The organism is Trinickia caryophylli, assembly GCF_034424545.1.
Lineage (GTDB): Bacteria > Pseudomonadota > Gammaproteobacteria > Burkholderiales > Burkholderiaceae > Trinickia > Trinickia caryophylli.
On sequence record NZ_CP139970.1, the window covers coordinates 855827 to 879024 of the forward strand.

The 23198-nt window shown below is 63.2% G+C and carries 20 protein-coding genes, 1 tRNA gene and 1 pseudogene; 8 read left to right on the forward strand and 14 right to left on the reverse strand.

All coding sequences use genetic code 11. From position 1 onward, the window contains the following. Positions 1-7: 7 nt before the first annotated feature. The 4 genes from wrbA to U0034_RS03860 all read left to right on the forward strand — a co-directional run bounded on the left by wrbA (position 8) and on the right by U0034_RS03860 (position 3472). Positions 8-610, forward strand: coding sequence for an NAD(P)H:quinone oxidoreductase (gene wrbA / locus U0034_RS03845; RefSeq protein WP_085224159.1), 603 nt, complete (start codon positions 8-10; stop codon positions 608-610). After that, on the forward strand, positions 607-1101 hold the full coding sequence (locus U0034_RS03850) for a DUF2069 domain-containing protein (RefSeq protein WP_085224157.1): 495 nt from the start codon (positions 607-609) through the stop codon (positions 1099-1101). The genes wrbA and U0034_RS03850 overlap by 4 nt, the downstream gene beginning before the upstream one ends. An 87-nt stretch (positions 1102-1188) precedes the next feature. After that, positions 1189-2619, forward strand: coding sequence for an FAD-binding oxidoreductase (locus U0034_RS03855; RefSeq protein WP_085224154.1), 1431 nt, complete (start codon positions 1189-1191; stop codon positions 2617-2619). Between the two features lie 31 nt (positions 2620-2650). Continuing rightward, positions 2651-3472 carry a metallophosphoesterase gene (locus tag U0034_RS03860; protein WP_085224151.1) on the forward strand — a complete coding sequence of 274 codons (822 nt, stop codon included), beginning with the start codon at positions 2651-2653 and terminating at the stop codon, positions 3470-3472. A 38-nt stretch (positions 3473-3510) separates the two neighbouring features. Here the strand turns inward: U0034_RS03860 and U0034_RS03865 are convergent, their stop codons facing one another. The 5 genes from U0034_RS03865 to antA form a co-directional block, all read right to left on the reverse strand. Next, positions 3511-5229, reverse strand: a complete 1719-nt coding sequence (locus tag U0034_RS03865; protein WP_102623026.1) for a sensor histidine kinase — start codon at positions 5227-5229, stop codon at positions 3511-3513. Positions 5230-5496: 267 nt separating this feature from the next. Then, positions 5497-6495 (reverse strand): AraC family transcriptional regulator, encoded by a 999-nt coding sequence (locus U0034_RS03870; protein ID WP_085224147.1) that lies wholly within the window; start codon positions 6493-6495, stop codon positions 5497-5499. A 108-nt stretch (positions 6496-6603) separates the two neighbouring features. Continuing rightward, entirely contained in the window at positions 6604-7644 is a 1041-nt protein-coding gene (gene antC, locus U0034_RS03875) for an anthranilate 1,2-dioxygenase electron transfer component AntC (protein ID WP_085224145.1), read from the reverse strand. A gap of 16 nt (positions 7645-7660) precedes the next feature. Next, entirely contained in the window at positions 7661-8158 is a 498-nt protein-coding gene (gene antB / locus U0034_RS03880) for an anthranilate 1,2-dioxygenase small subunit (RefSeq protein ID WP_085224143.1), read from the reverse strand. 3 nt (positions 8159-8161) lie between these two features. Next, complete coding sequence (gene antA, locus U0034_RS03885; RefSeq protein ID WP_085224141.1) at positions 8162-9550, reverse strand: anthranilate 1,2-dioxygenase large subunit; 1389 nt, start codon at positions 9548-9550, stop codon at positions 8162-8164. Between the two features lie 260 nt (positions 9551-9810). On the opposite strand from antA, the pseudogene U0034_RS03890 reads away from it, so the two are divergent. Next, positions 9811-10433 (forward strand): annotated as a pseudogene (locus U0034_RS03890) (dioxygenase family protein); the annotation flags it as partial. Between the two features lie 238 nt (positions 10434-10671). Here the strand turns inward: U0034_RS03890 and U0034_RS03895 are convergent. Beyond that, positions 10672-10748 (reverse strand) — tRNA-Pro (locus tag U0034_RS03895). Between the two features lie 118 nt (positions 10749-10866). Between U0034_RS03895 and U0034_RS03900 the strand changes: the two genes are divergently transcribed. Continuing rightward, entirely contained in the window at positions 10867-11325 is a 459-nt protein-coding gene (locus tag U0034_RS03900; RefSeq protein WP_085224139.1) for a SixA phosphatase family protein, read from the forward strand. A gap of 156 nt (positions 11326-11481) precedes the next feature. Further along, positions 11482-12285 (forward strand): GNAT family N-acetyltransferase, encoded by an 804-nt coding sequence (locus tag U0034_RS03905; RefSeq protein WP_085224495.1) that lies wholly within the window; start codon positions 11482-11484, stop codon positions 12283-12285. 71 nt (positions 12286-12356) lie between these two features. On the opposite strand, the gene ppx is transcribed toward U0034_RS03905, so the two are convergent. Next, positions 12357-13868, reverse strand: coding sequence for an exopolyphosphatase (gene ppx / locus U0034_RS03910; protein WP_085224137.1), 1512 nt, complete (start codon positions 13866-13868; stop codon positions 12357-12359). Between the two features lie 291 nt (positions 13869-14159). Here ppx and ppk1 point away from each other — a divergent pair, with 291 nt between their 5' ends. After that, positions 14160-16223, forward strand: a complete 2064-nt coding sequence (gene ppk1 / locus U0034_RS03915) for a polyphosphate kinase 1 (protein ID WP_085224135.1) — start codon at positions 14160-14162, stop codon at positions 16221-16223. Positions 16224-16293: 70 nt separating this feature from the next. Here ppk1 and phoR read toward each other — a convergent pair whose 3' ends face one another. From phoR to pstS, 7 genes are all read right to left on the reverse strand, one after another. Continuing rightward, complete coding sequence (gene phoR / locus U0034_RS03920) at positions 16294-17607, reverse strand: phosphate regulon sensor histidine kinase PhoR (protein ID WP_085224133.1); 1314 nt, start codon at positions 17605-17607, stop codon at positions 16294-16296. Positions 17608-17658: 51 nt separating this feature from the next. Continuing rightward, positions 17659-18360 (reverse strand): phosphate regulon transcriptional regulator PhoB, encoded by a 702-nt coding sequence (gene phoB / locus U0034_RS03925; RefSeq protein WP_085224131.1) that lies wholly within the window; start codon positions 18358-18360, stop codon positions 17659-17661. 17 nt (positions 18361-18377) lie between these two features. Beyond that, positions 18378-19082, reverse strand: a complete 705-nt coding sequence (phoU, locus tag U0034_RS03930; protein ID WP_085224493.1) for a phosphate signaling complex protein PhoU — start codon at positions 19080-19082, stop codon at positions 18378-18380. Positions 19083-19103: 21 nt separating this feature from the next. Beyond that, positions 19104-19952, reverse strand: coding sequence for a phosphate ABC transporter ATP-binding protein PstB (gene pstB / locus U0034_RS03935; RefSeq protein ID WP_085224129.1), 849 nt, complete (start codon positions 19950-19952; stop codon positions 19104-19106). Between the two features lie 15 nt (positions 19953-19967). After that, positions 19968-20864, reverse strand: coding sequence for a phosphate ABC transporter permease PstA (pstA, locus tag U0034_RS03940; RefSeq protein WP_085224127.1), 897 nt, complete (start codon positions 20862-20864; stop codon positions 19968-19970). After that, the gene (pstC, locus tag U0034_RS03945) at positions 20861-21844 is read right to left on the reverse strand and encodes a phosphate ABC transporter permease PstC (RefSeq protein ID WP_085224125.1); all 984 of its coding nucleotides are present in this window, start codon (positions 21842-21844) and stop codon (positions 20861-20863) included. The genes pstA and pstC overlap by 4 nt, the downstream gene beginning before the upstream one ends. Before the next feature lie 94 nt (positions 21845-21938). Next, positions 21939-22970 (reverse strand): phosphate ABC transporter substrate-binding protein PstS, encoded by a 1032-nt coding sequence (pstS, locus tag U0034_RS03950; protein ID WP_085224123.1) that lies wholly within the window; start codon positions 22968-22970, stop codon positions 21939-21941. Positions 22971-23198 lie beyond the last annotated feature (228 nt).

Genomic DNA, 23198 nt, shown 5'->3' on the forward strand with positions numbered 1-23198 from the left:
CAGGCCCATGAAAGATATCCTCGTACTCTATTACAGCCGCCATGGCGCCACGCGCGAACTCGCGCTGGCGATCGCGCAAGGCATCGACAGCGTGCCCGGCATGCAAGCCCGCATTCGCACCGTGCCGGGCGTCTCGAGCGTCACCGAGGCGACCGAGCCCGCCGTGCCCGCCGATGGCCCGCCCTACGCGGAGCCGCGCGATCTCGAAGAGTGCGCAGGGCTGGCACTCGGCTCGCCTACGCGCTTCGGCAATATGGCCGCCTCCCTCAAGTATTTTCTGGACGGCACGACGCCGCAGTGGCTGAGCGGCGCGCTGGCCGGCAAGCCGGCCTGCGTGTTCACCTCCACGGGCAGCTTGCACGGCGGCCAGGAAACGACCCTGCTTTCGATGATGCTGCCGCTTTTGCACCACGGCATGCTGCTCGTGGGCATTCCCTACACGGAAACGGCGCTGTCCGCCACCCAAAGCGGCGGCACGCCGTATGGCGCATCGCATGTGTCGGGCGCCGGTGCGCGCGAATCGGCGCTCTCGCCCGACGAGAAGTCGCTGGCCGTGGCGCTCGGCACCCGTCTCGCGCGAACCGCCTCGATGCTCGCCGGCCGGCCATGACGGAGCCGCTTCGCACCGTGGCGCAAGCGCCGCGTCGCCCGACCGAGGCCGCCGCAACAGACGGCCTGCCCGGCTCGGAAACCGTGCAAGCGCACCGCATCTACGCGCTCGGCGCCGCTGTGGCGCTCGTGGCCCTGGTGGTGCTGACCGTCGCATGGGAACGGTGGCTCGCCCCTCTGCGCCCGGGCGGCTCGGCGTTGATATGGAAAGCGCTGCCGCTCGCCGCCGCCCTGCCCGGCGTACTGCGCCGGCGTCTCTACACGTTCCAATGGGCGTCGATGCTCGTTCTGCTCTACTTCATGGAGGGCATCGTTCGCGGCATGAGCGATGCGGGGCGTTCGGCATGGCTCGGATGGCTCGAAACAGGGCTAGCCACGCTGTTTCTCGCGTGCGCGCTCGCGTATGTCGCCCCATTCAAGCGGGCAGCGCGGCGCCGCTTGCGAGCCGGTGCCGCCAGCACGGAGCATCAGCAGGGGAAGCCGCCGTCATAGTCTTTATCGCGCGCATTGCCGCTCTTTTCGCCCAGATCGGCTGTGCCCCGCCGTCTGCGCCGCAGATCCGCCGCCCACCATGACATCATGAACGATTCCGCTACTCTCGCCGCCTTTCTTGCCGCTTGCCGCGAAACGCTCGGCGCGGCACACGTTTTGACCGATCCGCACGACACCGCCCCCTATCTGACCGACTGGCGCCGCCGCTACACGGGGGCCGCGTGCGCGGTCCTGCGGCCGGCAAGCAGCGAGGAAGTGGCTGCGCTCGTGCGCCTTGCTGTCGCGCATCGCGTTGCGCTCGTGCCGCAGGGCGGCAACACGGGGCTCGCGGGCGGTGCGACGCCTGACACGAGCGGCACGCAGGCCGTCGTGAGTCTCGCACGGATGAACCGCGTGCGCGCCATCGACACGCACAACAACACGATCACGGTCGAAGCGGGCGTCGTGCTCGCGCAAGTGCAAGCGAGCGCGCTCGAAGCCGGGCGCCTCTTCCCGCTGAGCCTCGCGGCGGAAGGCAGTTGCACGATCGGCGGCAACCTCGCGACGAACGCGGGCGGCACAGGCGTGCTTCGCTACGGCAACACGCGCGAGCTGTGTCTCGGACTCGAGGTCGTCACGCCCCAGGGCGAGATCTGGGACGGCCTGCGCGGCCTGCGCAAGGACAACACGGGCTACGACTTGCGCGACCTTTATATCGGGGCGGAAGGCACGCTCGGCATCATCACGGCGGCGGTCATGAAACTGCACCCTCTGCCAGCCGCGCGCGTCACGGCCCTGGCAGGCCTTGCATCGCCGCACGCCGCGCTCGACTTCCTCGCGCTGGCCCAGCGGTACGCGGGCCCGCTGTTGACGGGCTTCGAGCTGATGTCCGAGTTCTGTCTGAAGCTCGTCGGCAGACACTTTCCGCAACTGCGCTATCCGTTCGACGCCCCGCACGCGCAGACGGTCCTGCTCGAGCTGTCCGACAGCGAAAGCGAAGCGCATGCGCGCAGCCTCTTCGAGCGGATGATGGAGGCCGCCATCGAGGAAGGCCTCGTCGAGGATGCCGTGGTCGCCGAAAATCTTTCGCAAACGCGCGCCTTCTGGGATCTGCGCGAGCACATTCCGCTCGCGCAAGCCGAAGAAGGGCTCAATATCAAGAACGACATCGCCGTTCCGATCTCCTCGATCGGCCGGTTCATCGAGGAAACCGATGCGGCCATTGCCGCCGCCGTACCGGGCGCGCGGATGGTAACGTTCGGACACCTCGGCGACGGCAACCTCCACTACAACGTACAGGCGCCCGAGGGTGGCGACCCGAAGGCGTTCCTCGCGGCGCACCAGTCGGCACTGAACCGTATCGTCAACGACAACGTCCACCGGCATCGCGGCAGCATCAGCGCGGAACATGGGCTAGGCCAGTTGAAGATCGACGAGGCGGCGCGCTACAAGTCACCCGTGGAAGTCGCGCTGATGCGCGCCGTCAAAACAGCGCTCGACCCGCTCGGACTGATGAATCCGGGCAAGGTGCTACGCTAACGCGAAGCCCGCATATTCGAAGAGGCACGCCGTGAAGATCCGCATACTGTCAGACCTGCATCTCGAGTGCGACGAACCCGAGGCGATCCCGCACGCCGATGCCGATCTCGTCGTACTCGCGGGCGACATCCATAATCACGCCGAGGGCCTGCGATGGGCGGCCGAGACGTTCGATACGCATACACCCGTAATCTACGTACCCGGCAATCACGAGTATTACGACGGGGAGTTCGGCGCGCTCGAAGCAGCGATGCGCGACGCGGCGGCGAGCGTCGAGAACGTCCACTATCTCAATCATGACGCGCTCGTCGATCCCGACGGCCACTGGCGCGTGCTCGGTGCGACGCTCTGGACCGACTTCGAGCTGTTCGGCGCCGACCCTGCCTCGTTCGAACAATCGGTCGCGGCGGCGGAGAAAGTCATGGTCGACTTCCGTGGCCCGATACAAGTCGCGTCGTGGTCCGGCAGCCCACAGGCATCCGGCGCCGGCGCGCCGCGCACGTTCACCGTGGCCGATTCGCTTGCGCTGCACCGGCGCGCGCGCGCATGGCTCGAGACCGAGCTCGCCAAGCCGTTCTCAGGCAAGACGATCGTCGTGACGCATCACGCCCCTCACCGCGATAGTCTCGCGGCACGCTACGCCAATGACCCCGCATCGGCCGGGTTCATCAGCCATCTGCCCTCGCTCGTCGGCCCGCCGGTCGCACTCTGGATACACGGGCACACGCATACGGCCTTCGATTACGTTGCCAACGGCACGCGCGTTGTCTGCAACCCGCGCGGGTATGTGAGCCGGCGCAGCGGGCGTCTGGAAAACGAGCAGTTCGCGTGGGACCGGATCGTCGAAGTGTGAAGAGCGAAGGGTGAAGCGCGCATCGCCACGGCGCGCCGCTACGACGCCGCCGGCTCCTGCGTCGCCGGTAGCGGAATAAGAACTTCGATGGCCGTACCCTGCCCCGGCGCGGACTGAATGCTGATCCGGCCTTCGACGAGATACGCCCGCTCGCGCAGCCCCGCCAGGCCGAACGAGCTCGGCTTGCGCCGGGCGGATAGATCGAAACCCAGACCGTCGTCCCGTACCCTCAGCACGATCTGCCCATCATGTCGCACGAGGTCAATGCCAACGTGCGACGCACGCGCGTGGCGCGCGACATTGGTCAACGACTCCTGAACGATGCGATAGGCCGTCGTCGCGTAAGGTTCATCGAGCTGCAGGTCTTCCGGGTCGATCTCCACCGTGCATTCGAATCCGTAGCGCTGCCTGAATGCCTGTGCAAGCCATTGCACCGCTGCCACAAGGCCCAGATCGTCGAGCATCATGGGCCGAAGATCCGCCGCGATGCGGCGCGTGGAGGCCACCGCGTCGTCGACGAGCACGCGCATGTCCGCGACTCTCGCTTCGGCCGAGGCCGTCCCGGCCGGCACCTGTTCGGCCAGCCGGTCGAGTTCGAGCCGCAGTGTCGCAAGCGTTTGAGCCAATTCGTCGTGAAGTTCGCGGGCGATACGGCGCTTTTCCTGCTCGCGCGCCGAGGAGCTGATCGACGCCAGCTCGCGCAGTTCGGCTTGCGACTGTCGCAGCGCCCCTTCGGCACGCTTGCGCTCCGCCACTTCGTGCAGCAGATCGCGGTTGGATGCGGCGAGCGCCGCTGTGCGAGCGGCCACGCGCTGCTCGAGCAGCGCCTTGGCTTCGTTCAACTCGGCCGTACGCTCCTGCACGAGCCGGCGCTCGGTACGCTCGCGATCGAGCGCCGCCACGATGCGCGCATAGAGCTTGATGTTTTCGAAGGTCAGAGCAATGAGAACGAAGCTGGCGGCCAAGAGGCCATAAGCGCGGCCCGCGAAAAAGCCAAGGTCGAACCGCCGGTGGTTGAGCGCCGCCGCCAGCGCGATGTCGAACAACCACGCGAACATGACGACCATCAGCCAAAGATCGAGCATGGACTGAGGCCGCAAACGCCACAACCGAAGCAGCGCCGCGCCCGTCAGGCAGCATACCGATGTGATCGCCGCGATGTACGCCGGCGTATACAGCTCGTGGTCGAGAATGCGTGGCAGGCGATCATGCCCGACCGTCGTCAGGACAGCGAACGCGATCACCAACGCCAATACCGATCCGATGCAGGTCACGACGGCCACGGCGGCAGGCCCGGCCGGCCGGGCGCCGGTTTGCTCCCGCGCGCGCAGCCAAGTGTAGGCGATGACGGCGAGGGGGAAACCCGCATGCCAGAACATATAGAGCCACGCGGTCGTTTGCGGCCCCGCGCCAAGCAGCCCCTGCGGCGCGAAAAGCCCGGGGAACGACAGCATGTGCACGGTGGCCGTGGATGCCGTGAGCAGATAACCGCCCGCCAGTACGAGGATGGCGCGCGAACGCAGGATGTTGTACTGGCCGATGAGCAGGGCCGCCGTCAGCAGATCGCTGATGATCATCGCCGATTGATAAATCGGGACAAATGCCCAGATTCGCGGCAACTGAATCTTCGCGAAGGGGACCGCCGCGACAAACAGTGCGATCGAGGCCACGACCACACCGAGTGCGAGCCGCCGCTGGCCGCGCTCAGGGGGCAACGTCGAGAGAAATACCCTTGCATCGTCCGTCATCGCTTCCAAGCTGACCCCCGCGCGAACGTGGATCGGGCGCGCCCTCACGCCCGACGTTTCCTATTATGGAATCACATCGCGATAGTGGAAAGGCGTTCGACGAAAGAGTCCCCGGCGCCAGGAGAGTGCCGGTTGCACTGGGGGCATGCGGCCGCGGCAGCATCGACGATATGCCGCGCGGGTCATGCCTTCAGGCTGCCATTCCCGCCCGTTCGCCGAGGATCGCAGCAGGAACGCCGTCAATGCTCGGGACGACGCTCCGCGCAATGCCACGGCCTACCGCGTCGCCGCACGCTTGAGCGTTTGCGACGGGGTTTCGCCGAAGCGCAGCTTGTAGTCGCTGGAAAAGCGGCCGAGATGCGAGAACCCCCAGTTCATCGCAATGGACGAAACGTTGCGCTCTGAGCCGTCCGAGAGCATTTCGCGGCGCACCGCCTCGAGCCGATGCCGTTTCAAATAGGCCATGGGCGCCAGCCCGAAGTGCTGCCGAAAACCTTCGAACAGCTTGTAGCGCGACACGCCGGCCGCGCGCTCGATGTCTTCGAGCGCAACGTCTTCACGCGCGTTATCTTGGATGAACTGCTTCGCGCGCAACAGATAGTGCGGACATGACGAGTCCACCGCTCCGGCGAGCGCCTGCGAGTAATTGTGCGGTTGACAGAGCAACAGCCCCTTGATCAAAGCCTGCTCGAGATTCCCCGCCATCTGCTGGTGATCGAGCAACCGCGCGGCCTGGCCCATCTCGGTCAGCAGGAATCTGACCATACGCCACCACGCGGCCTGATCGCCGTCCGCGGCATTCATCTGCGGCTCGAACGTCACCGGGGCATGCAGGGGCCGTTGCAGAAGTCCTTCGAGTACCTGACGCAGCGCCTGGCCCTGAATGGCGACGATGATCTTCCGGCAGTTGCCCATGATGGTCAGGTCCTGCCTCTCGTGCGGCGACAACACGAGGCTCCGGTCCTGATCCGACACCCACAGCCGCCCCCGCGCAGACAGCTCCTGGTATCCGGTGAGCGGCAGACTCACGCTATAGCAGTTGAGCGGCGTCTCGTTGTGCACCGAAACGGTGACGTCGGTGCCATATTCCACGTATCCCAACGTGCTCGCCATGGACCGCAGCACCGTGCCCGAATGGTGGAACTGCAATTTCTTCGGGCTCCGAGCCCGCAATCCGTGCGGCCCGCAAATCGACACCATCCATTCTCGTGCGCCTTCGAGATCGTGACGCACCGCGTCGATACCTTGGTTGGCATTGACGGCGGACGTGTGCATGGCGTGTCACCGGGCGGTTGATCGTGGCTTGATGGTAAGCCCGCCATGCGCGGACAAAAATATACAAAAAGACCCTGAATGCGCGCCGGGGGCGCACCTTATGCGCCCTTATGCGATCTGTTGCGCGCTGTTGCTCTCCCCGAATTTCTCGTAGTAGAGGCGATGGTCGTTCACGCGCTCTCTAACAAGCCACGCCTTGATGGCCTCCACCATCGGAGGCGGCCCGCATACATACATGTCGAACGGGGCTGCAGTCAGCATGTCACGGTCGAAATGCTCGGGAATGAGCCCCGTCTTTCCCTGCCATCCTTCCGAGGCATTCATCACCACGATCTCGCACGCGAAGTTCGCGATGCGCTGCCCGTAGGCTTTCAAGCGGTCCAGCTCGCACAGATCGCGAGCATTCGTCACACCGTAGTAGAGATGCACCTGCTGAGCGCAGTCGCCCTTGCGTGCAAAATCGTCGAGCATGCCGAGAAATGCCGAGAGACCCGTGCCGCCCGCGACCATCACAAGCGGCCGTTGCGCCTCTCGCAGATAGAAGGTACCGAGCGGCGCCTCGAATTCGATCGTCTGATCCGGCGCGCAGCGCGCGCGCAGGTAGTTGCTCATCACGCCATCAGGCAACAGACGAATCAGGAACTGCAACTGATTGTTGTCGTCGGGCCGATTGGCGAACGAATAGGAACGCCACACGTCCGTGCCCGGCACTTTCAGCCGGGCGTACTGCCCCGGCAAAAAATCCAGGCGCCGCTCATGGGCGCTCGCGTCCAGATGCAGGATTGCTGTCGTCTCGGATACCTGACCGATTGCCGCGACCCGGCCCGTCAGCAATCGCGTTCCTCCCTCGCTGCACAGGCTCGAATCGAAATCGAAGTAAAACGACGCATCGGACTGTACCCGCGTCTGGCACGACAGGATCTTGCGCGCGGCGAGATCGGCCGGCGACAGCGCTTCCTCGTCGACATAGTCCTGCGTATAGCGGCCCGACTCGCAGCGTCCCTGGCACGTCCCACATACGCCTTCGCGGCAGTCGAGCGGAATGCTCATGCCGTTGCGAAGCGCGGCGTCGAGAAGAAGCTCGCCTGAGCGGACGTCGAAGAAAACGGTCTTGCCGTCGGCAAAGCTGAAAGCGACCCTGTGACTCATTGCACGGCGCTCCCGCTTACAGATGGTAGAAATCGAGCACGGCGTTGATCGTGTCGTTCAGCAACAGTACGTGCTTGCGCGCAATCTTCCAGCTCTCGCCGTGCGGGCGAAGCTGGTAAGTCGCGCGTCCGAAGAAATACTCGGCCACGCCGTGACGGGCGTAAAACGTGGCCCAGTTTGCTTTCACTTCCAGTTCGCCCCGGTCGCACGCCGCAATACGCACGTTGGTGATCTGATGCAGCGTGCGCGGCAGCGGCGTGGAAGCCGCCGATTTGCCCGTACGCAGCCTGAACACGCGATCTTCGAGCCCCGTGCGGTTCGCGTAGTAGATCAGCGACATACCGCGCTTCGGGTCGGTCGTGTACACGTGCTCGGCGTCCCATTGAGGCACGTGGAATTCGCTGTTTTCGTCGAAGAGGTCGAGATACTCGTCCCAGCTCTGGGCGTCGCAAAGCTCGGCCTTGCGATACAGAAACTGCTCGACCGATTGTTGCAACGTATGCGTGAGCGCCATGATTCAAGCCTCCTTCCCGGCGTTCGATTGTTGTGCAAGGCCCTTCATGAGAAACGCCTGCCAGGCGCCATGCTGGTTGACGTAAAGCCCTTCGTGGGTCAACTCCGTGCCGCACAGCACAGGGGCGATACCGAGCAAGCGCGTGTTCGCCGTTTCCCCCGCCACCCATTTGTGGTGCCCGCGCGAAATATCGCTCCAGCGCTCGAGGCGCGCCTGGAAGCCACGCTGCTGCTCACGAAACTCCACGAGATCGTCCGGCGTGCCCATTCCCGAAACGTTGAAGAAGTCTTCGAACTGGCGAATGCGGCTTTCACGGTCGCGGTCCGACTCGCCTTTCACGCCGACGCACTGGCTGATGACCTCCGTCTTGTTCCAGGCAATCGGACGCACGATACGCAATTGCGAGCTGATCTGATCGATGAAAAAAAGGCTCGGATAGACGTTCAGGTTACGCAGCCGATGCATCATCCACTCGGCTTTCTGCTGACCGTACGCCTCGACGAGGCGCGGCATGACGGTGGCATAACCGGGGCGAACACCGGGGTTCGGCATGTCGCTGAACAGCACGCTATGGCCGTTCCTGAAAGCGAACCAGCCGTCGTCGGTATCCGCATCGCCCGCGCCCAGTTTGCTGTAGTCGAGCGTTCCGCCGATCGAGCCGCCCTTTCGCGCGTTCGTTTCCTGGCGGTGCTGCACCGTGGCGACATAGTTGTAATGCACGGTGCTCACGTGATAGCCGTCGAGGCCATTCTCGTTCTGCAGCTTCCAGTTTCCGTCGTAGGTGTATGTCGACTTGCCCGGCAACACTTCGAGTTCGCCCGTGGGCGATTGCGCCACCATCATGTCGAGGAATACGCGAGCGTCGCCGAGGTAGTCCTCGAGCGCGTCCGTGGCCTCCACGTCGAGGCTCACGAACACGAACCCCTTGTAGCTTGCGATGCGCGCCTTCTTGAGGCCGCGCGTGGACTTGTCAAAGTCGTCGCAGTACTCGCCCGCCGCCTTGACCTTCACGAGGCGTCCGTCGCTCTTGTAGCACCACGCATGGAACGGACACGTGAAGGTCGACTGATTGCCCTTGCCCATGCGCGTGAGCGTCGCTCCCCGATGCTGGCAAGCGTTGACCATGGCGTTGAGTTCGCCGTTGCCGCCACGCGAGACGATCAGCGGCTGGCGGCCCGCACGCATGGTGACGAAGTCGTGCGGTTGAGGAATCTCGCTTTCGTGACATGCGTAAATCCAGTTCTTCTCGAAGATGAACGCCATCTCCAGATCGAACAGTTGAGGCTCGGTGAACATCTCTCGCGCAATGCGGTAGACGCCCTCGGCCGGACGGAAATCGAGGCATCCGCTAATGAATTCCCGCCATTGCGACGTAACGTTTTCTGCACTCACGATGGGTTTTCCTCCTGCCGTTCAGCGGCCTTGCGACCGGGTCCGTGATGGGCTGGATTGAATACCCGAAGCAGGTCGGGCGCTATCCGTCTGGTCGCCGTTCGCTATCCGCTTTTTTTGCTCCTGCGCGCGACCTGCCGTGGCCGCGCCGGAAAAAACGGATAGCGAACGTCCAGTAGTCGGATAGCGACAAGTGGAGACAGTAATCATGAACGCAAAGGTATTCGAAACGAGCGAAGTGCAGGCGCTGCTCAAAGCTGCCGCGCACGATCGAAGGCCCTCTCTACGTGGCCGGCGCAGCGGCACGCGAAGGCGTTTCGCGGATCGACGTCGATGCGGATGCGGACGCTGGTCCGCTCGTCATCCACGGCACGGTGACGGGCGCCGACGATGAGCCGGTTGCGGGTGCCCTGGTCGAATGCTGGCACGCGAATTCGAAGGGCTTTTATTCGCACTTCGATCCGACCGGCGCACAAAGCGAGTTCAATCTGCGCGGCGCGGTAAAAACAGGCCCCGACGGCAAATACGAATTTCGCACGCTGATGCCCGTGGGCTATGGCTGCCCGCCGCGCAGCAATTGCTCAACGAGGTTGCGCGGCACGGCCGACGCCCCGCGCACGTGCATTTCTTCGTAACGAGCGAGGGCCACCGCAAACTGACCACCCAGTTCAGCATCGAAGGCGATCCGCTGATCCGGGACGACTTCGCCTACGCCACGCGCGAAGAGCTGATTGCGCCGGTCGCGGAAAAATCGGGTGGCACCGCATTGGGCCTGAAAGCAGACCGGTACGAGGATATCGAGTTCAACTTCGCATTGACGCCGCTCGTGCAAGGACAGGACAACCAGCGGGTCAACCGCGTGCGTGCATCAGTTGCGAAGTAATGCCTGGAGCCAACGGCGGCGTGGCCAAAGCGCTACCGCCCCGGAGCGGCAGATCTCAAATCGGTTCGCGAATTGCCCTCCACGCTGAAGCCGACGCCCCCTGACATCGCGCTTGAAACAGACTCCTGAGCACGGTCAGCCCGCATGCTTATTCCTTTGAACAACGTCGCATTCACAACCACGGACGCAAAAAGCAAAAGGGGTTACAGGCAAAAGCACTGTAACCCCTCGATTTTCGTGGTCGGAGCGATAGGATTCGAACCTACGACCCTCTGATCCCAAATCAGATGCGCTACCAGGCTGCGCTACGCTCCGACGAGCCGCGGATTGTAGCCGTTTCTGCCCACCGCGGTCAATGCGAACCTGCCGCCTGAACCGGCATCGCGCTTGCGCGGTCTCACAAAGCCCGGAAGACGGGTAAAAAGAGGCCAACATGAATCTGATTCTCTGGCGTCACGCCGAAGCAGAAGACGTTGCATCGACCGATCTCGCCCGCCAGCTCACCGGGCGGGGCCGCAAACAGGCACAGGCCGCAGCCAAGTGGCTCCGGGCACGCCTGCCCGACGATGCCCTGATCCTGGCCAGCCCAGCCGCGCGCACGGTGCAAACCGTCGAAGCGCTCACGGATCAATACCGCATCGAGAAAACCGTCGCGCCGGGCGCCTCGGCCAACGAACTGCTGAATACAGTCGGCTGGCCCGATGGTATTGCCGAGACGGTCGTCGTCGTCGGCCACCAGCCCACGCTCGGCCTCGTTGCGTCGCTGCTCGTCGGCGGGCAGGCCGCCCACTGGACGATCAAGAAAGGCGGCGTCTGGTGGATCGAGGGCCAAACGTGCAAATCCGATACGCGCGTGCTCATTCGAGCGGTCATTTGTCCCGATCTGGCCTAGAATCGATATCGCCGGTCAATATGCAGACAAAATGGTGAAACTGCCATGTCGTATCCGCGACATGTCATCGCATTTACACAGGTTTGCCATGCGAACGTCACCGCCGGTTACTACATTGGCAAAAACGCAGTATTCCTACTTGATCAGGAACCATTTATGCGAGACCTGCCGACGCCCACCTTGCCCCTCGCTTCGATCCCCCCCGATTCGCGCCGCCGTCTGCCACTGGCCGAAGAGACGATCACCGCTCAGCACCGCCTCCAGGTGGCTTGGGCCCGCACGGACGAAGAACTCCGCGAAGCGCAGCGACTGCGCTTTCGCGTTTTCGCCGAGGAAATGGGCGCGCGCGTGGCCGGTCCGGCAGGCCTCGATGTCGATCCTTTCGACGCCTACTGCGATCATTTGCTCGTACGCGATCTCGATACCTTGAAAGTCGTGGGCACCTATCGCGTGTTGCCTCCGCATCAGGCGGCGCGCATCGGGCGCCTCTACGCCGAGAGCGAATTCGATCTGTCGCGGCTCGCGCATCTGCGCTCGAAAATGGTCGAAGTGGGCCGCTCCTGCGTACACGCGGACTACCGCAGTGGCTCGGTCATCATGTCGCTCTGGGGCGGCCTCGGCGCTTACATGATTCAGAACGGCTACGAGACGATGCTCGGTTGCGCGAGCGTGCCCATGGCGGACGGCGGTCATTTCGCCGCGAATCTCTATCAGTCCCTGCGCGAAAACGCCCTCACCGCACCCGAATACCGCGCCTTTCCACACACGCCGCTGCCGGTCGAGGAACTGACCACCGGGGCGCGTGTGGCGCCGCCGCCACTCGTCAAGGGCTACCTCCGGCTCGGCGCCAAGATCTGTGGCGCGCCGGCCTGGGATCCCGATTTCAATTGCGCCGACTTTCTGACGCTTTTCCGCCTCGCCGAAATCAACGAGCGCTACGCGCGTCACTTCCTCGGCTGAAGGATGGCTTCACCGCTGCCGCCACTCGGGGGCGGCAGCGGCGCAATACGGCCAGCGCCGCCGTTTCCCGATCACTCGTCGGTATAAACGACGCGATAGCGCATGCCGACCTTCTCCCACTCGGCCGCCTCCTGCACGAGGCTGTAGTCGGTGAGCGGGTTATTGGCCACCCATTCGTTCGGAAGCCGCACGTCATATCCATTGTTGGTGCGGGAAACGCGAATGCCGGGTAGCCCCACGTCCGTGCGCCGGCGCGAGAGCAACGCCGCAAGCCGCAGGCAGAACAGCAGCGGCCACTCCACATCGCGCGCCTGGGCCAGCTTGCCCAGCTTGCCTGCGTGCCCCAGCACGAGCGCCGCAAGGCGCGCCTGATCGGTGCGCGAAAACCCTGGCATGTCGGCATTGCTGGCGATATAAGCCGAATGCTTGTGATAGGCACTGTGCGAAATGGACAGCCCGATCTCATGCAGCGCCGCAGCCCACGCGAGGAAGATGCGGTTTTCCTCGGCGCGCTCGTCATCGCGTTCGCCGAGCTGATCGTAAAAACCGATCGCCAGATCCCGGATGCGCTCGGCCTGCGCGCGATCGACGCCGTACCGGCGCGTGAAGCCCTCCACCGTCACAGCACGCATGTCTTCGTGCTGCGTACGACCGAGCAAGTCGTAAAGCACGCCGAGCCGCAACGCGCCGTCGGTCGTATCGACATAGTCGATGCCGAGCTCCTCGAACACCGCCAGCATGATCGACAGGCCGCCGGCCAGCACCGGCACGCGGTCGGGCTTCAGCGCAACGAGCTTCAGCCGGTTCACGTTTTCGGCCTTGATCAGCGCGCGCTTCAGGCGCTCGAGGCCGCCGCGCGAAATCCCGTGCGAGATCCCGGCGTCGTTGAAACCGTTTGCTTCGACGAGTTCCGCCAACGCGCGCGCCGTGCCGGACGAACCGATCGCCTGGTCCCAGCCAGCCTGCTTGTATTCGCGCGAGATGATCTCGATTTCGCGCTTGGCCGCGAGTTCGGCCTGCCGCATCGTGTATTCGTCGACGTTGCCGGCCGGAAAAAACTGCCGGCTGTGGCTGACGCAGCCGATATAAAGGCTCTCCATGACGAGCGGCGTGTAGTGAGAGCCGATGATGAACTCGGTCGAGCCGCCGCCGATATCGACAACGAGCCGCTTGCCCGCGCACGCGGGCACCGAATGCGCAGCCCCCGCGTAAATGAGCCGCGCTTCCTCCCGCCCCGCGATGACTTCGATCGGAAAGCCAAGCGCGCTTTCCGCTTCGGCCAGAAACTCTGGGGCGTTCTTGGCCACGCGCAACGTATTCGTAGCCACCGCCCGAACGTGATCGGGATGGAAGTCGCGCAGCCGTTCGCCGAAGCGCTTGAGCGCGTTCCAGCCGCGCTCCTGCGAGGCGCGGTCGAGCATCTTGTCCGGTGAAAGGCCAGCGGCGAGCCGCACCGGTTCGCGCAGTGCATCGACCTGATAGATCTGGCTACCAGCCGGCGTTTCCTCGATACGTCCGACGATAAGCCGAAAGCTGTTCGATCCGAGATCGACGGAAGCGAGCAAGTGGGGCGTGTTGGGCATGAATGAAAACGATTTCGGTTGCGTGCGCGCCCCTGCTCGCCGGCTTCCGACAGGTGCGGGCGCAACGGTGTTCAAAGTCGCCATTTTAAGCGCATACCTTCGACCTCCGGGTGAGATCGCCGATGGGCACGCCTGCTCGCCCCGGCCCACGTCGCCGTAACGTCCCGAAATTAACGCAAATACTCGTAGAATTGATGACAACGAAAAAATTCATTGCGATGACATCGAACTGTGAGAATTTCCGAGCGACCGTTTGTTTCCCCTCCCGACCCTTCTCATTCCCCATTGCCGATGTCGGTTCGCTACCCTCTGCTCAACCGTGAGTTGGGCATCCTCGGTTTCAACGAGCGTGTACTTGCGCAAGCGGCAGACCCGTCCGTACCGCTGCTCGAGCGCCTGCGCTTCATTTGCATCACGAGCAGCAATCTCGATGAGTTCTTCGAGATCCGCATGGCCGGCCTGCAAGAGCAGATGCGCGACAACCCGGGCGCCCTCGCGCCCGACGGCATGTCGCTGCAACACGTCTATGACCTCGTGGTCGAGCGGGCGCAAAAGCTCGTGCACCGGCAATACCGGCTGCTGCACGAAACGGTACTGCCGGCGCTCGAAGAAGAAGGTATCTACTTTCACACGTCGGAAGGCTGGAGCGAGGCGCAGACCCAATGGGCGCGCCGCTACTTCAACGACGAACTTCTGCCCGTTCTGACGCCGATCGGCCTCGACCCGGCTCACCCGTTCCCACGCGTACTCAACAAGAGCCTGAACTTCGTCGTCGAGCTCGAAGGCAGGGATGCGTTCGGCCGGCAGGCGGTAATGGGCATCGTACAGGCCCCTCGGGCGCTACCGCGCCTCGTGCGCATGCCGCAGGAACTGTCGGGCTTCGAGCATGGCTTCGTGCTGCTGAGTTCGCTCATGCAGCGCTTCGTGGGCGAACTCTTCCCCAACCTCACGGTACGCAGTTGCAATCAATTCCGCATCACGCGCAACAGCGAACTCTTCGTCGACGAAGACGAAATCACGAATCTGCGCGTGGCGCTGCAAGGCGAGCTGCCCGCGCGGCATCTCGGCAATGCGGTGCGGCTCGAAGTCTCGGCGCAAACGCCTGCGCATCTCGTGCAGCGGTTGCTCGACGAAAGCGGGCTCAGCGACAAGGATTGCTACCGCGTGAACGGCTCGGTCAATCTCGTGCGACTGATGCAGTTGCCCGAACTCGTCGACCGCCCCGATCTCAAGTTCATGCCGCACGTGCCGGCCACGCCCGAGCGCATCGTGAATTCCGCCAATCTGTTCGAGACGATCGACCAGGGCGACGTGCTGCTGCATCACCCCTACGAAAGTTTTCAGCCGGTGCTCGAGCTGCTGCTGCAAGCGGCACAGGACCCGAACGTCGTCGCCATCAAACAGACCATCTATCGTACCGGCACCGATTCGCCGCTGATGGACGCCCTCATGCAGGCGGCGCGCAACGGCAAGGAAGTCACGGTCGTCGTCGAGTTGCTCGCGCGCTTCGACGAGGAAACCAACATCAACTGGGCTGCGCAGCTCGAGGCGGTCGGCGCTCACGTCGTGTATGGCGTGGTCGGCCACAAATGCCACGCGAAAATGATGCTGATCGTGCGGCGCGTGACCGAAAACGGCCGTTCCATGCTGAAGCGCTACGCACATCTCGGCACCGGCAACTATCATCCGCGCACGGCCCGCCTGTACACCGACTTCGGGCTGATGACGTCCGACCAGATCGTCTGCGAGGACGTGCATTATGTCTTCCAGCAGTTGACCGGCATCGGCGGCGAACTCAAGCTGCGCGAGCTCTGGCAATCGCCCTTCACGCTGCACCCGCGACTCGTCGAAGCGATTCGCGCGGAAGCCGAAAATGCCCGCGTGGGCAAGAAAGCGCGCATCGTCGCGAAGATGAACGCACTGCTCGAGCCCACCGTCATCGGCGAACTCTATGAAGCGTCGCAGGCAGGCGTCAAGATCGATCTCATCGTGCGGGGCGTCTGCTCGCTCCAGCCGGGCGTGCCCGGCCTGTCGGAGAACATTTCCGTGCGCTCGATCGTCGGCCGCTTCCTCGAGCACCACCGGATTTTCTACTTCTTCGCGGGCGGCGACGAAAAGGTTTATCTGTCGAGCGCGGACTGGATGGACCGCAATTTCTTCCGGCGCGTGGAAGTCGCGTTCCCGATCAGGGACCGACGCTTGAAGCGCCGCGTAATCGCCGAGGGCCTCTCAGCTTTCTTGGGGGACAACCTTTCGGCGTGGCTCATGCAAAGCGACGGACATTACCGCCGAGCACGCCCGGGCAAGACCTCGCGCAACGCGCAACTGGGATTGCTGGCGAAATTCGGCTGCTGAAGCCGCGGGCCCATGGGCCCGCGTTCACTTCCACTTGACAGCGAACACACGCCCGGCGGCGCCACGCGCCTTATGCGTGGGTGGCCTCCCGCCGCACCGTGCGCTGCACGGGAAAGCGCACGCTGAAGGTACTGCCTCGCCCTTCCTCGCTCATGACGTCGAGCACCGCATCGTGCCGTTGCAAGACGTGCTTGACGATGGCAAGGCCGAGGCCGGTTCCACCGGTGTCCCGCGAGCGGCTGCGGTCGACGCGATAAAACCGCTCGGTCAAACGCGGAATATCGGCTGCGGGGATGCCGTAGCCCGTATCGGTCACGGAGAACACGGCGCTCTGCCCCGCCATTTTCCACTCCACGCGAATCGAACCGCCATCGGGCGTATAGCGGATCGCGTTCGTGACGAGATTGCCCAGCGCGCTCATGATTTCGGTTTGCGCGCCGGTCACGCTGATGCTTTCATCGGCATCGAAAGCGATCTTGTGGTGTCCGTTCGAAAGCGTCTGCGCGTCGTCACGCAGATGCCGCAGTACGGCATGCATGTCGATCGCATGATCGCTCGGCGGCCGGGTGTCGCCCTCGAGCTTCGCCAGCACTAAAAGGTCGTCGACGATATTGCGCATGCGCGACGCCTGCTGCTCCATCAGTTCGAGGTAGCGCGCGCGCTCCGCTTCGGGAAGCGGAATTTCGCGCAGCGTTTCGAGGAAACCCGAGAGCACGGTCAGCGGCGTTTTCAGTTCGTGCGAGACGTTCGCGACGAAATCGCGGCGCATCGCATCAGTGCGCTCGAGCTCCGTGATATCGGCCGACAGTACGAGCTTGCGGTTCTCGCCGTACGGAAACACCTGTACCGACAGCACGTTCTGGCGCTTCTCGCCCATGCCGCGCATGACGAGCATTTCTTCGTAATGGTGCGAGTTCAGATACCGCACGAACTCGGGATGCCGCACGAGATGGGTAATGTGCTGACGCAGATCGCGCTTCGCGTCGAGCCCGAAATGCTGCTCGGCAATAGCGTTGCACCACTCGATCTGATCGTGATCGTCGAGCATTGCCACGCCGTTCGGCGACGCCTGTATCGCCTGAATGAAGCGCGAGTGCTGCTGCTCGACCTGGCGCACCTGCGCATGCCAGCGCTTGGCCAGTTTGTGCAGCCGATAGTAAATCTCGCCCCATACGCCCGGCGCGCTCGGCACCTGGCCGTATACCGGCGCATCGAGCAACCGCCAGAGCCTTTCCGTGTGATACGTACTGAAGAGTTGCTGCGCGACAAGCGCTATGAGGGCGAAGAAAAGCGCCGCCTCGATACCGGCGGCGGCGCCGATCGCCGCGCTTGCGATCGCCAGCAACGCGAGGGCGACGAGCGAGCGCGCCCAGATGATGTTCATGGCGCCACTTACCTCAGGCTCGAAAAGAAAAAACGCGCAGGCGGCGATCTATCAGGCGCTCTTCGCGAGCCGGTAGCCGCTGCCGCGAACCGTCTCGATCATAGCATCGCAGCCAGCTGGCTTGAGCGCGGCGCGCAAACGCTTGATATGCACGTCCACGGTGCGCTCCTCGACGAATACGTGATCGCCCCAGACCTGGTCGAGCAACTGCGTGCGGCTGTGCACACGTTCGGGATGCGTCATGAAGAAATGCAGCAGCCGGAATTCGGTTGGCCCGAGATCGAGCTTGATCTCGTTGCCGTCCGTGTGCGCCGCGACACGATGTGTAGCCGGATCGAGTTTCAGCCCGTTGATCGCCACGACGTCCTCGGTGAGCTGCGGCGCGCGCCGGCGCAGCACTGCCTTGATACGCGCCATCAACTCCTTCGGTGAGAACGGCTTCGTGACGTAATCGTCCGCGCCGATCTCGAGACCGAGCACCTTGTCCTGCTCATCGCCGCGCGCGGTCAGCATGATGATCGGAATATGCTTCGTGCGCTCGTTGTTACGCAGATCGCGCGCGAACGCGATGCCCGACTTGCCCGGCAGCATCCAGTCGAGCAAGACGAGGTCCGGCAATACGTCGCTGATCAGCGACTGCGCCTGCTCCGCATTGTAGGCGCGGATCGGACAATGGCCCGCATGCTGCAAGTTGATCGAGATCAGTTCGGAGATCGCGGGCTCATCTTCGATGATGAGAATGCTGCTCGGCATCGTCACCTCTTGAAACGTTAACTAAGCGCTTCGCGTTCGAGCGTGTCGCGCGATTTGTGACGCACGTCCGTGCCCTTCACGATATAGATGATGAACTCGGCAATGTTCTTCGCATGATCGCCGATGCGCTCGATCGCCTTCGCGATGAACAAGTACTCGAGGCCCGCGGAAATCGTGCGAGGGTCTTCCATCATGTAGGTGACGAGCTTGCGCACGAATGCGCGGAATTCCTCGTCGATCGCCTTGTCGTCGCGCACGATCTGTGCGGCTGCCACCGTATCGAGGCGAGCAAACGCATCGAGCGCGCGACGCAGGATCGACACCGCCATCTCGCCCGAGAGCTTGATCTCGGCGATGTTGACGGTGCGCGAGGCGCCGTCCTCCATCAGGCGCTTCACACGCTTGGCGATTTTCTCCGCTTCGTCGCCGGCACGCTCGAGGTTCGTGATCGTCTTCGAAATCGCGAGCAGCAAGCGCAGGTCGCGCGCGGCCGGCTGCCGCCGCGCGATGATGTTGCTGCATTCCTCGTCGATGACGACTTCCATCGTATTGACAGTCTCTTCGGCTGTGATCACCTGATCGGCGATGGCAGCGTCGAAGTTGTTGAGTGCCTCCATCGCATGCTTGATCTGCGATTCGATGAGGCCGCCCATTTCGAGCACTTTCGACGACACGAGATTCAGATCGGCATCGAACTGGCTGGACAGGTGCTTATCGGACATCATTGGCTCCTTCTCGGTTCATCAGCCGAAACGGCCGGTGATGTAGTCCTCGGTTTCCTTGCGGACCGGCTTGATGAAGATCTTTTCCGTATCGCCGAACTCGATCAGCTCCCCGAGATACATGTAGCCCGTATAGTCGGAGCAACGCGCGGCCTGCTGCATGTTGTGCGTCACGATCACGACGGTGTAGTCGTTCTTGAGCTCGGCGATCAGCTCTTCCACGCGCCCCGTCGAAATGGGGTCGAGCGCCGAGCACGGCTCGTCGAGCAGCAGCACTTCCGGACGAATGGCGATGCCGCGCGCAATGCAGAGCCGCTGCTGCTGGCCACCGGAAAGCCCATACCCGCTCTGCCCAAGCTTGTCCTTCACCTCATTCCACAGTGCCGCTTTCGTAAGCGCCCACTCCACGCGGTCGTCCATCTCCGAGCGCGAGAGCGACTCGAACATCTTCACACCGAATGCGATGTTGTCGTAGATCGACATCGGAAACGGCGTCGGCTTTTGGAACACCATGCCTACGCGCGCACGCAGGAGCGAAATGTCGCGCGTGCTTTCGAGCAGATTTTCGCCGTCCATCATGATGGCGCCTTCGGCACGCTGTTCCGGATACAGTGCGTACATCTTGTTGAACGTCCGCAGCAGCGTGGATTTGCCGCACCCCGACGGGCCGATGAACGCGGTCACCTTGCCCTCGGGAATCTGCATGTTGATGTTCTTCAGAGCGTGATACTTGCCGTAGAAGAAGTTGAGGTTCTTCACCTCGATTTTCGGCCGCGCCGGAGCAAGCGAAGACTCGCCCGTGGCGGGATCGAAGCCGGCGGGCGCCGCGGGGCGCTCGATGGGGTTCAAGTGACTTTCTGCCATGTTCATAGGTGCGCTCCGCCGTTACTTCTTGCCGAACATCGCGCGCGCGAGGATGTTCAATCCGAGCACGCCGAGCGTAATCAGGAATACGCCGGCCCACGCGAGCGATTGCCACTGCGGGAACGGGCTCATTGCAAACTTGTAGATCGTGACCGGCAGGTTTGCGACCGGTTGCGACATGTCGAGCGAGAAGAACTGGTTCGACAAGGCGGTGAAGAGCAACGGCGCCGTTTCACCGGCAATACGCGCAACCGCCAGCAGCACCCCCGTCATGACGCCCGCGATCGACGCCTTGAGCGTCACGGAGAGAATCATGCGCCATTTCGGCACGCCGAGCGCGAACGCTGCTTCGCGCAACGCATTCGGCACGAGCCGGAGCATGTTTTCCGTCGTACGAATCACGATCGGGATTTCGAGCAGTGCAAGCGCGATCGCCCCCGCCCAGCCCGAAAAGCGGCCCGACTGCGCCACAACGAGCGCATAAACGAAGAGGCCTACGATGATCGACGGTGCCGAAAGCAGAATGTCGTTGATAAAGCGCGTCACACGTGCGAGCCAGCCCTTCTGGCCGTATTCGGCGAGATAAACACCCGCGAGCACGCCGATCGGCGCACCCACTACGGTGGAAACGACGACGAGCAGCAAGCTGCCGACGATCGCGTTGGCAAGGCCACCGCCGTCGGTGTTGGGCGGCGGCGTCGAGGCCGTGAAAAGTTGCAGCGACAGGCCGCCTACGCCCAGGCTCAGCGTGGTGTAGAGAATCCAGACGAGCCACAACAGGCCGAACGCCATCGCCGCGAGCGAGAGCGTCAGCGCTGCGGCGTTCACGCGGCGGCGCTTGCGCTGCAAGCGATCGCGCGTGGCCTGGAAGATTTCCGGGCTCGCTGAGCCCGGTACCTGGAGCGCGGGGCGCGTCATTTGGACCCCTCCGTTTTTTCCATGCGCAGCAGCAGCAGTTTCGAAATCGTCAGGACGATGAGCGTAATGACGAAGAGAATGAGCCCCAGCTCCATCAGCGCGGAAGTGTGCAGGCCCGGCGTTGCTTCGGCAAACTCATTGGCGAGCGCCGAGGTGATGCTGTTGCCGGGGGCGAACAGCGACACGCCGCCAAACAGATTCGTATTGCCGATAACGAACGTCACGGCCATCGTCTCGCCGAGGGCACGCCCGAGACCGAGCATGACGCCGCCGATGACGCCGCTCTTGGTGTAGGGGAGCACGATCTTCCACATGACTTCCCAGGTCGTGCAACCGATTCCATAGGCCGATTCCTTCAGCAGGACAGGCGTCACCTCGAAGACGTCGCGCATCACGGAGGCGATGTACGGGATGATCATGATCGCGAGGATCACGCCGGCGCAAAGAATACCGATTCCGATCGGTGGCCCCTGGAACAATGCGCCGATGATGGGCACGGTGCCGAGCACCTGGCCGATGGGCTTCTCGAAGTACTGCGCGAAGATCGGCGCGAATACCAGCAGCCCCCACATGCCGTAGACGATCGACGGGATCGCCGCGAGCAACTCGATGGCGATGCCCAGCGGCCGGCGCAGCCACGTCGGGGAGAGTTCAGTCAGAAAGAGCGCGATGCCGAAGCTCACCGGAACCGCGATCACGAGCGCGATGATCGACGTGACGATGGTGCCGTAGACGGGCACGAGCGCGCCGAACGTATCGTTGGGGGGATCCCAGTCAGCGTTCCATAGAAAGCTCAGGCCGAACTTCTGGATCGTCGGCATCGAGGCCACTATGAGCGACACGATGATCCCGCCCAGCAGCAGCAACGTGACGATCGCAGCCAGGCACGCGAGATTTCCGAAAACGATATCGCCGAGGCGGCTCGGCGCGCGTTGCGCAGCCTCGCCGGGCGATCTCGATACGACGTTGATGTCGGACATGTGAGCCCTATCCTTTGCCGCGCAGACCGCTCCGCACGGCAGGTAGCAAAGCCCGGACTGGCAGCGCGCCTGTCCGGGCATCTCTCGAGCCGGCTTACTCAGCCAGTGCCTTGCCCGAAGCGTCCTTCACCTTCGACTTCCACTGCGTACGGATTTCCGAAACGACCGACTCCGGCAGCGAGATGTAGTCGAGATCGTTCGCTGCCTGCGTGCCGTTCTTGAACGCCCAGTCGAAGAACTTGAGCGTTTCCTTACCCTGCTCCGGCTTGTCCTGCGCTGTGTGCAGCAGCACGAACGTCGCGCCGACAACCGGCCACGCTTCCTTGCCCGGCTGGTTCGTCAGGATCTGATAGAACGACTTCTTCCAGTCCGCGCCGGCAGCGGCGGCCTTGAACGTTTCCGTCTTCGGCTCGACCACCGTGCCCGTGCTGTTCTTCAGCGCCGTGTACGTCATGTGGTTCTGCTTCGCGTACGCCCATTCCACGTAGCCGATCGCGCCCGGCAAACGCTGCACGAACGCGGCAACGCCGTCGTTACCCTTGCCGCCCGTACCCGTCGGCCAGTTGACGGTCGTGCCTTCACCGACCTTCGACTTCCATTCCGGATTGACTTGCGAGAGATAGTGCGTCCAGATGAACGACGTGCCCGAGCCGTCCGCACGGCGCACGACGGCGATGTCCGTGTCCGGCAGCTTGACCTTGGGATTCAGTGCGGCGATCTTGGGATCGTTCCACTTCTTGACCGTGCCGAGATAGATCTCGCCGAGCACTTCACCCGACAGCACGAGTTCGCCCGGCTTCACGCCCGGCACGTTGACGACGGGCACCACGCCCCCGACCACCGTCGGAAACTGGAACAGGCCGTCCTTGGCCAGATCGTCGTCCTTCAAGGGGGCGTCGGAGCCCGCGAAGTCGACCGTCTTGGCGATGATCTGCTTGATGCCGCCCGAAGAGCCGATGCCCTGGTAGTTGACCTTCGCACCGCCCGTCTTCTGGTATGCGTCAGCCCACTTGGTATAGATGGGTGCGGCGAACGTGCTGCCCGCGCCGGTAATGTCGGCGGCTTGCGCGGAAAGCGCGAAGAACGCGGCGGCGACGCCGGCGAACGCAGTCTGCATCAATTTCATGGATTAACCCCCAGTGGTGTGGTCGTGATTGCGACACCGCGAAGATTAGGTCCGTATTGTGACAGTAATATGACGCGAAACCCGATACCGGTATGCCCGGAAAAGCGTATCCGCGAAAGATGGCCGATGTTAGATTAATTTACGGCCAACTTGCGCGGAATAGGCTCAAATTTTCAATGACGCAAATGTGACAGCGGCCCGGAAATTATTACGCGGAAAAACGTGGCG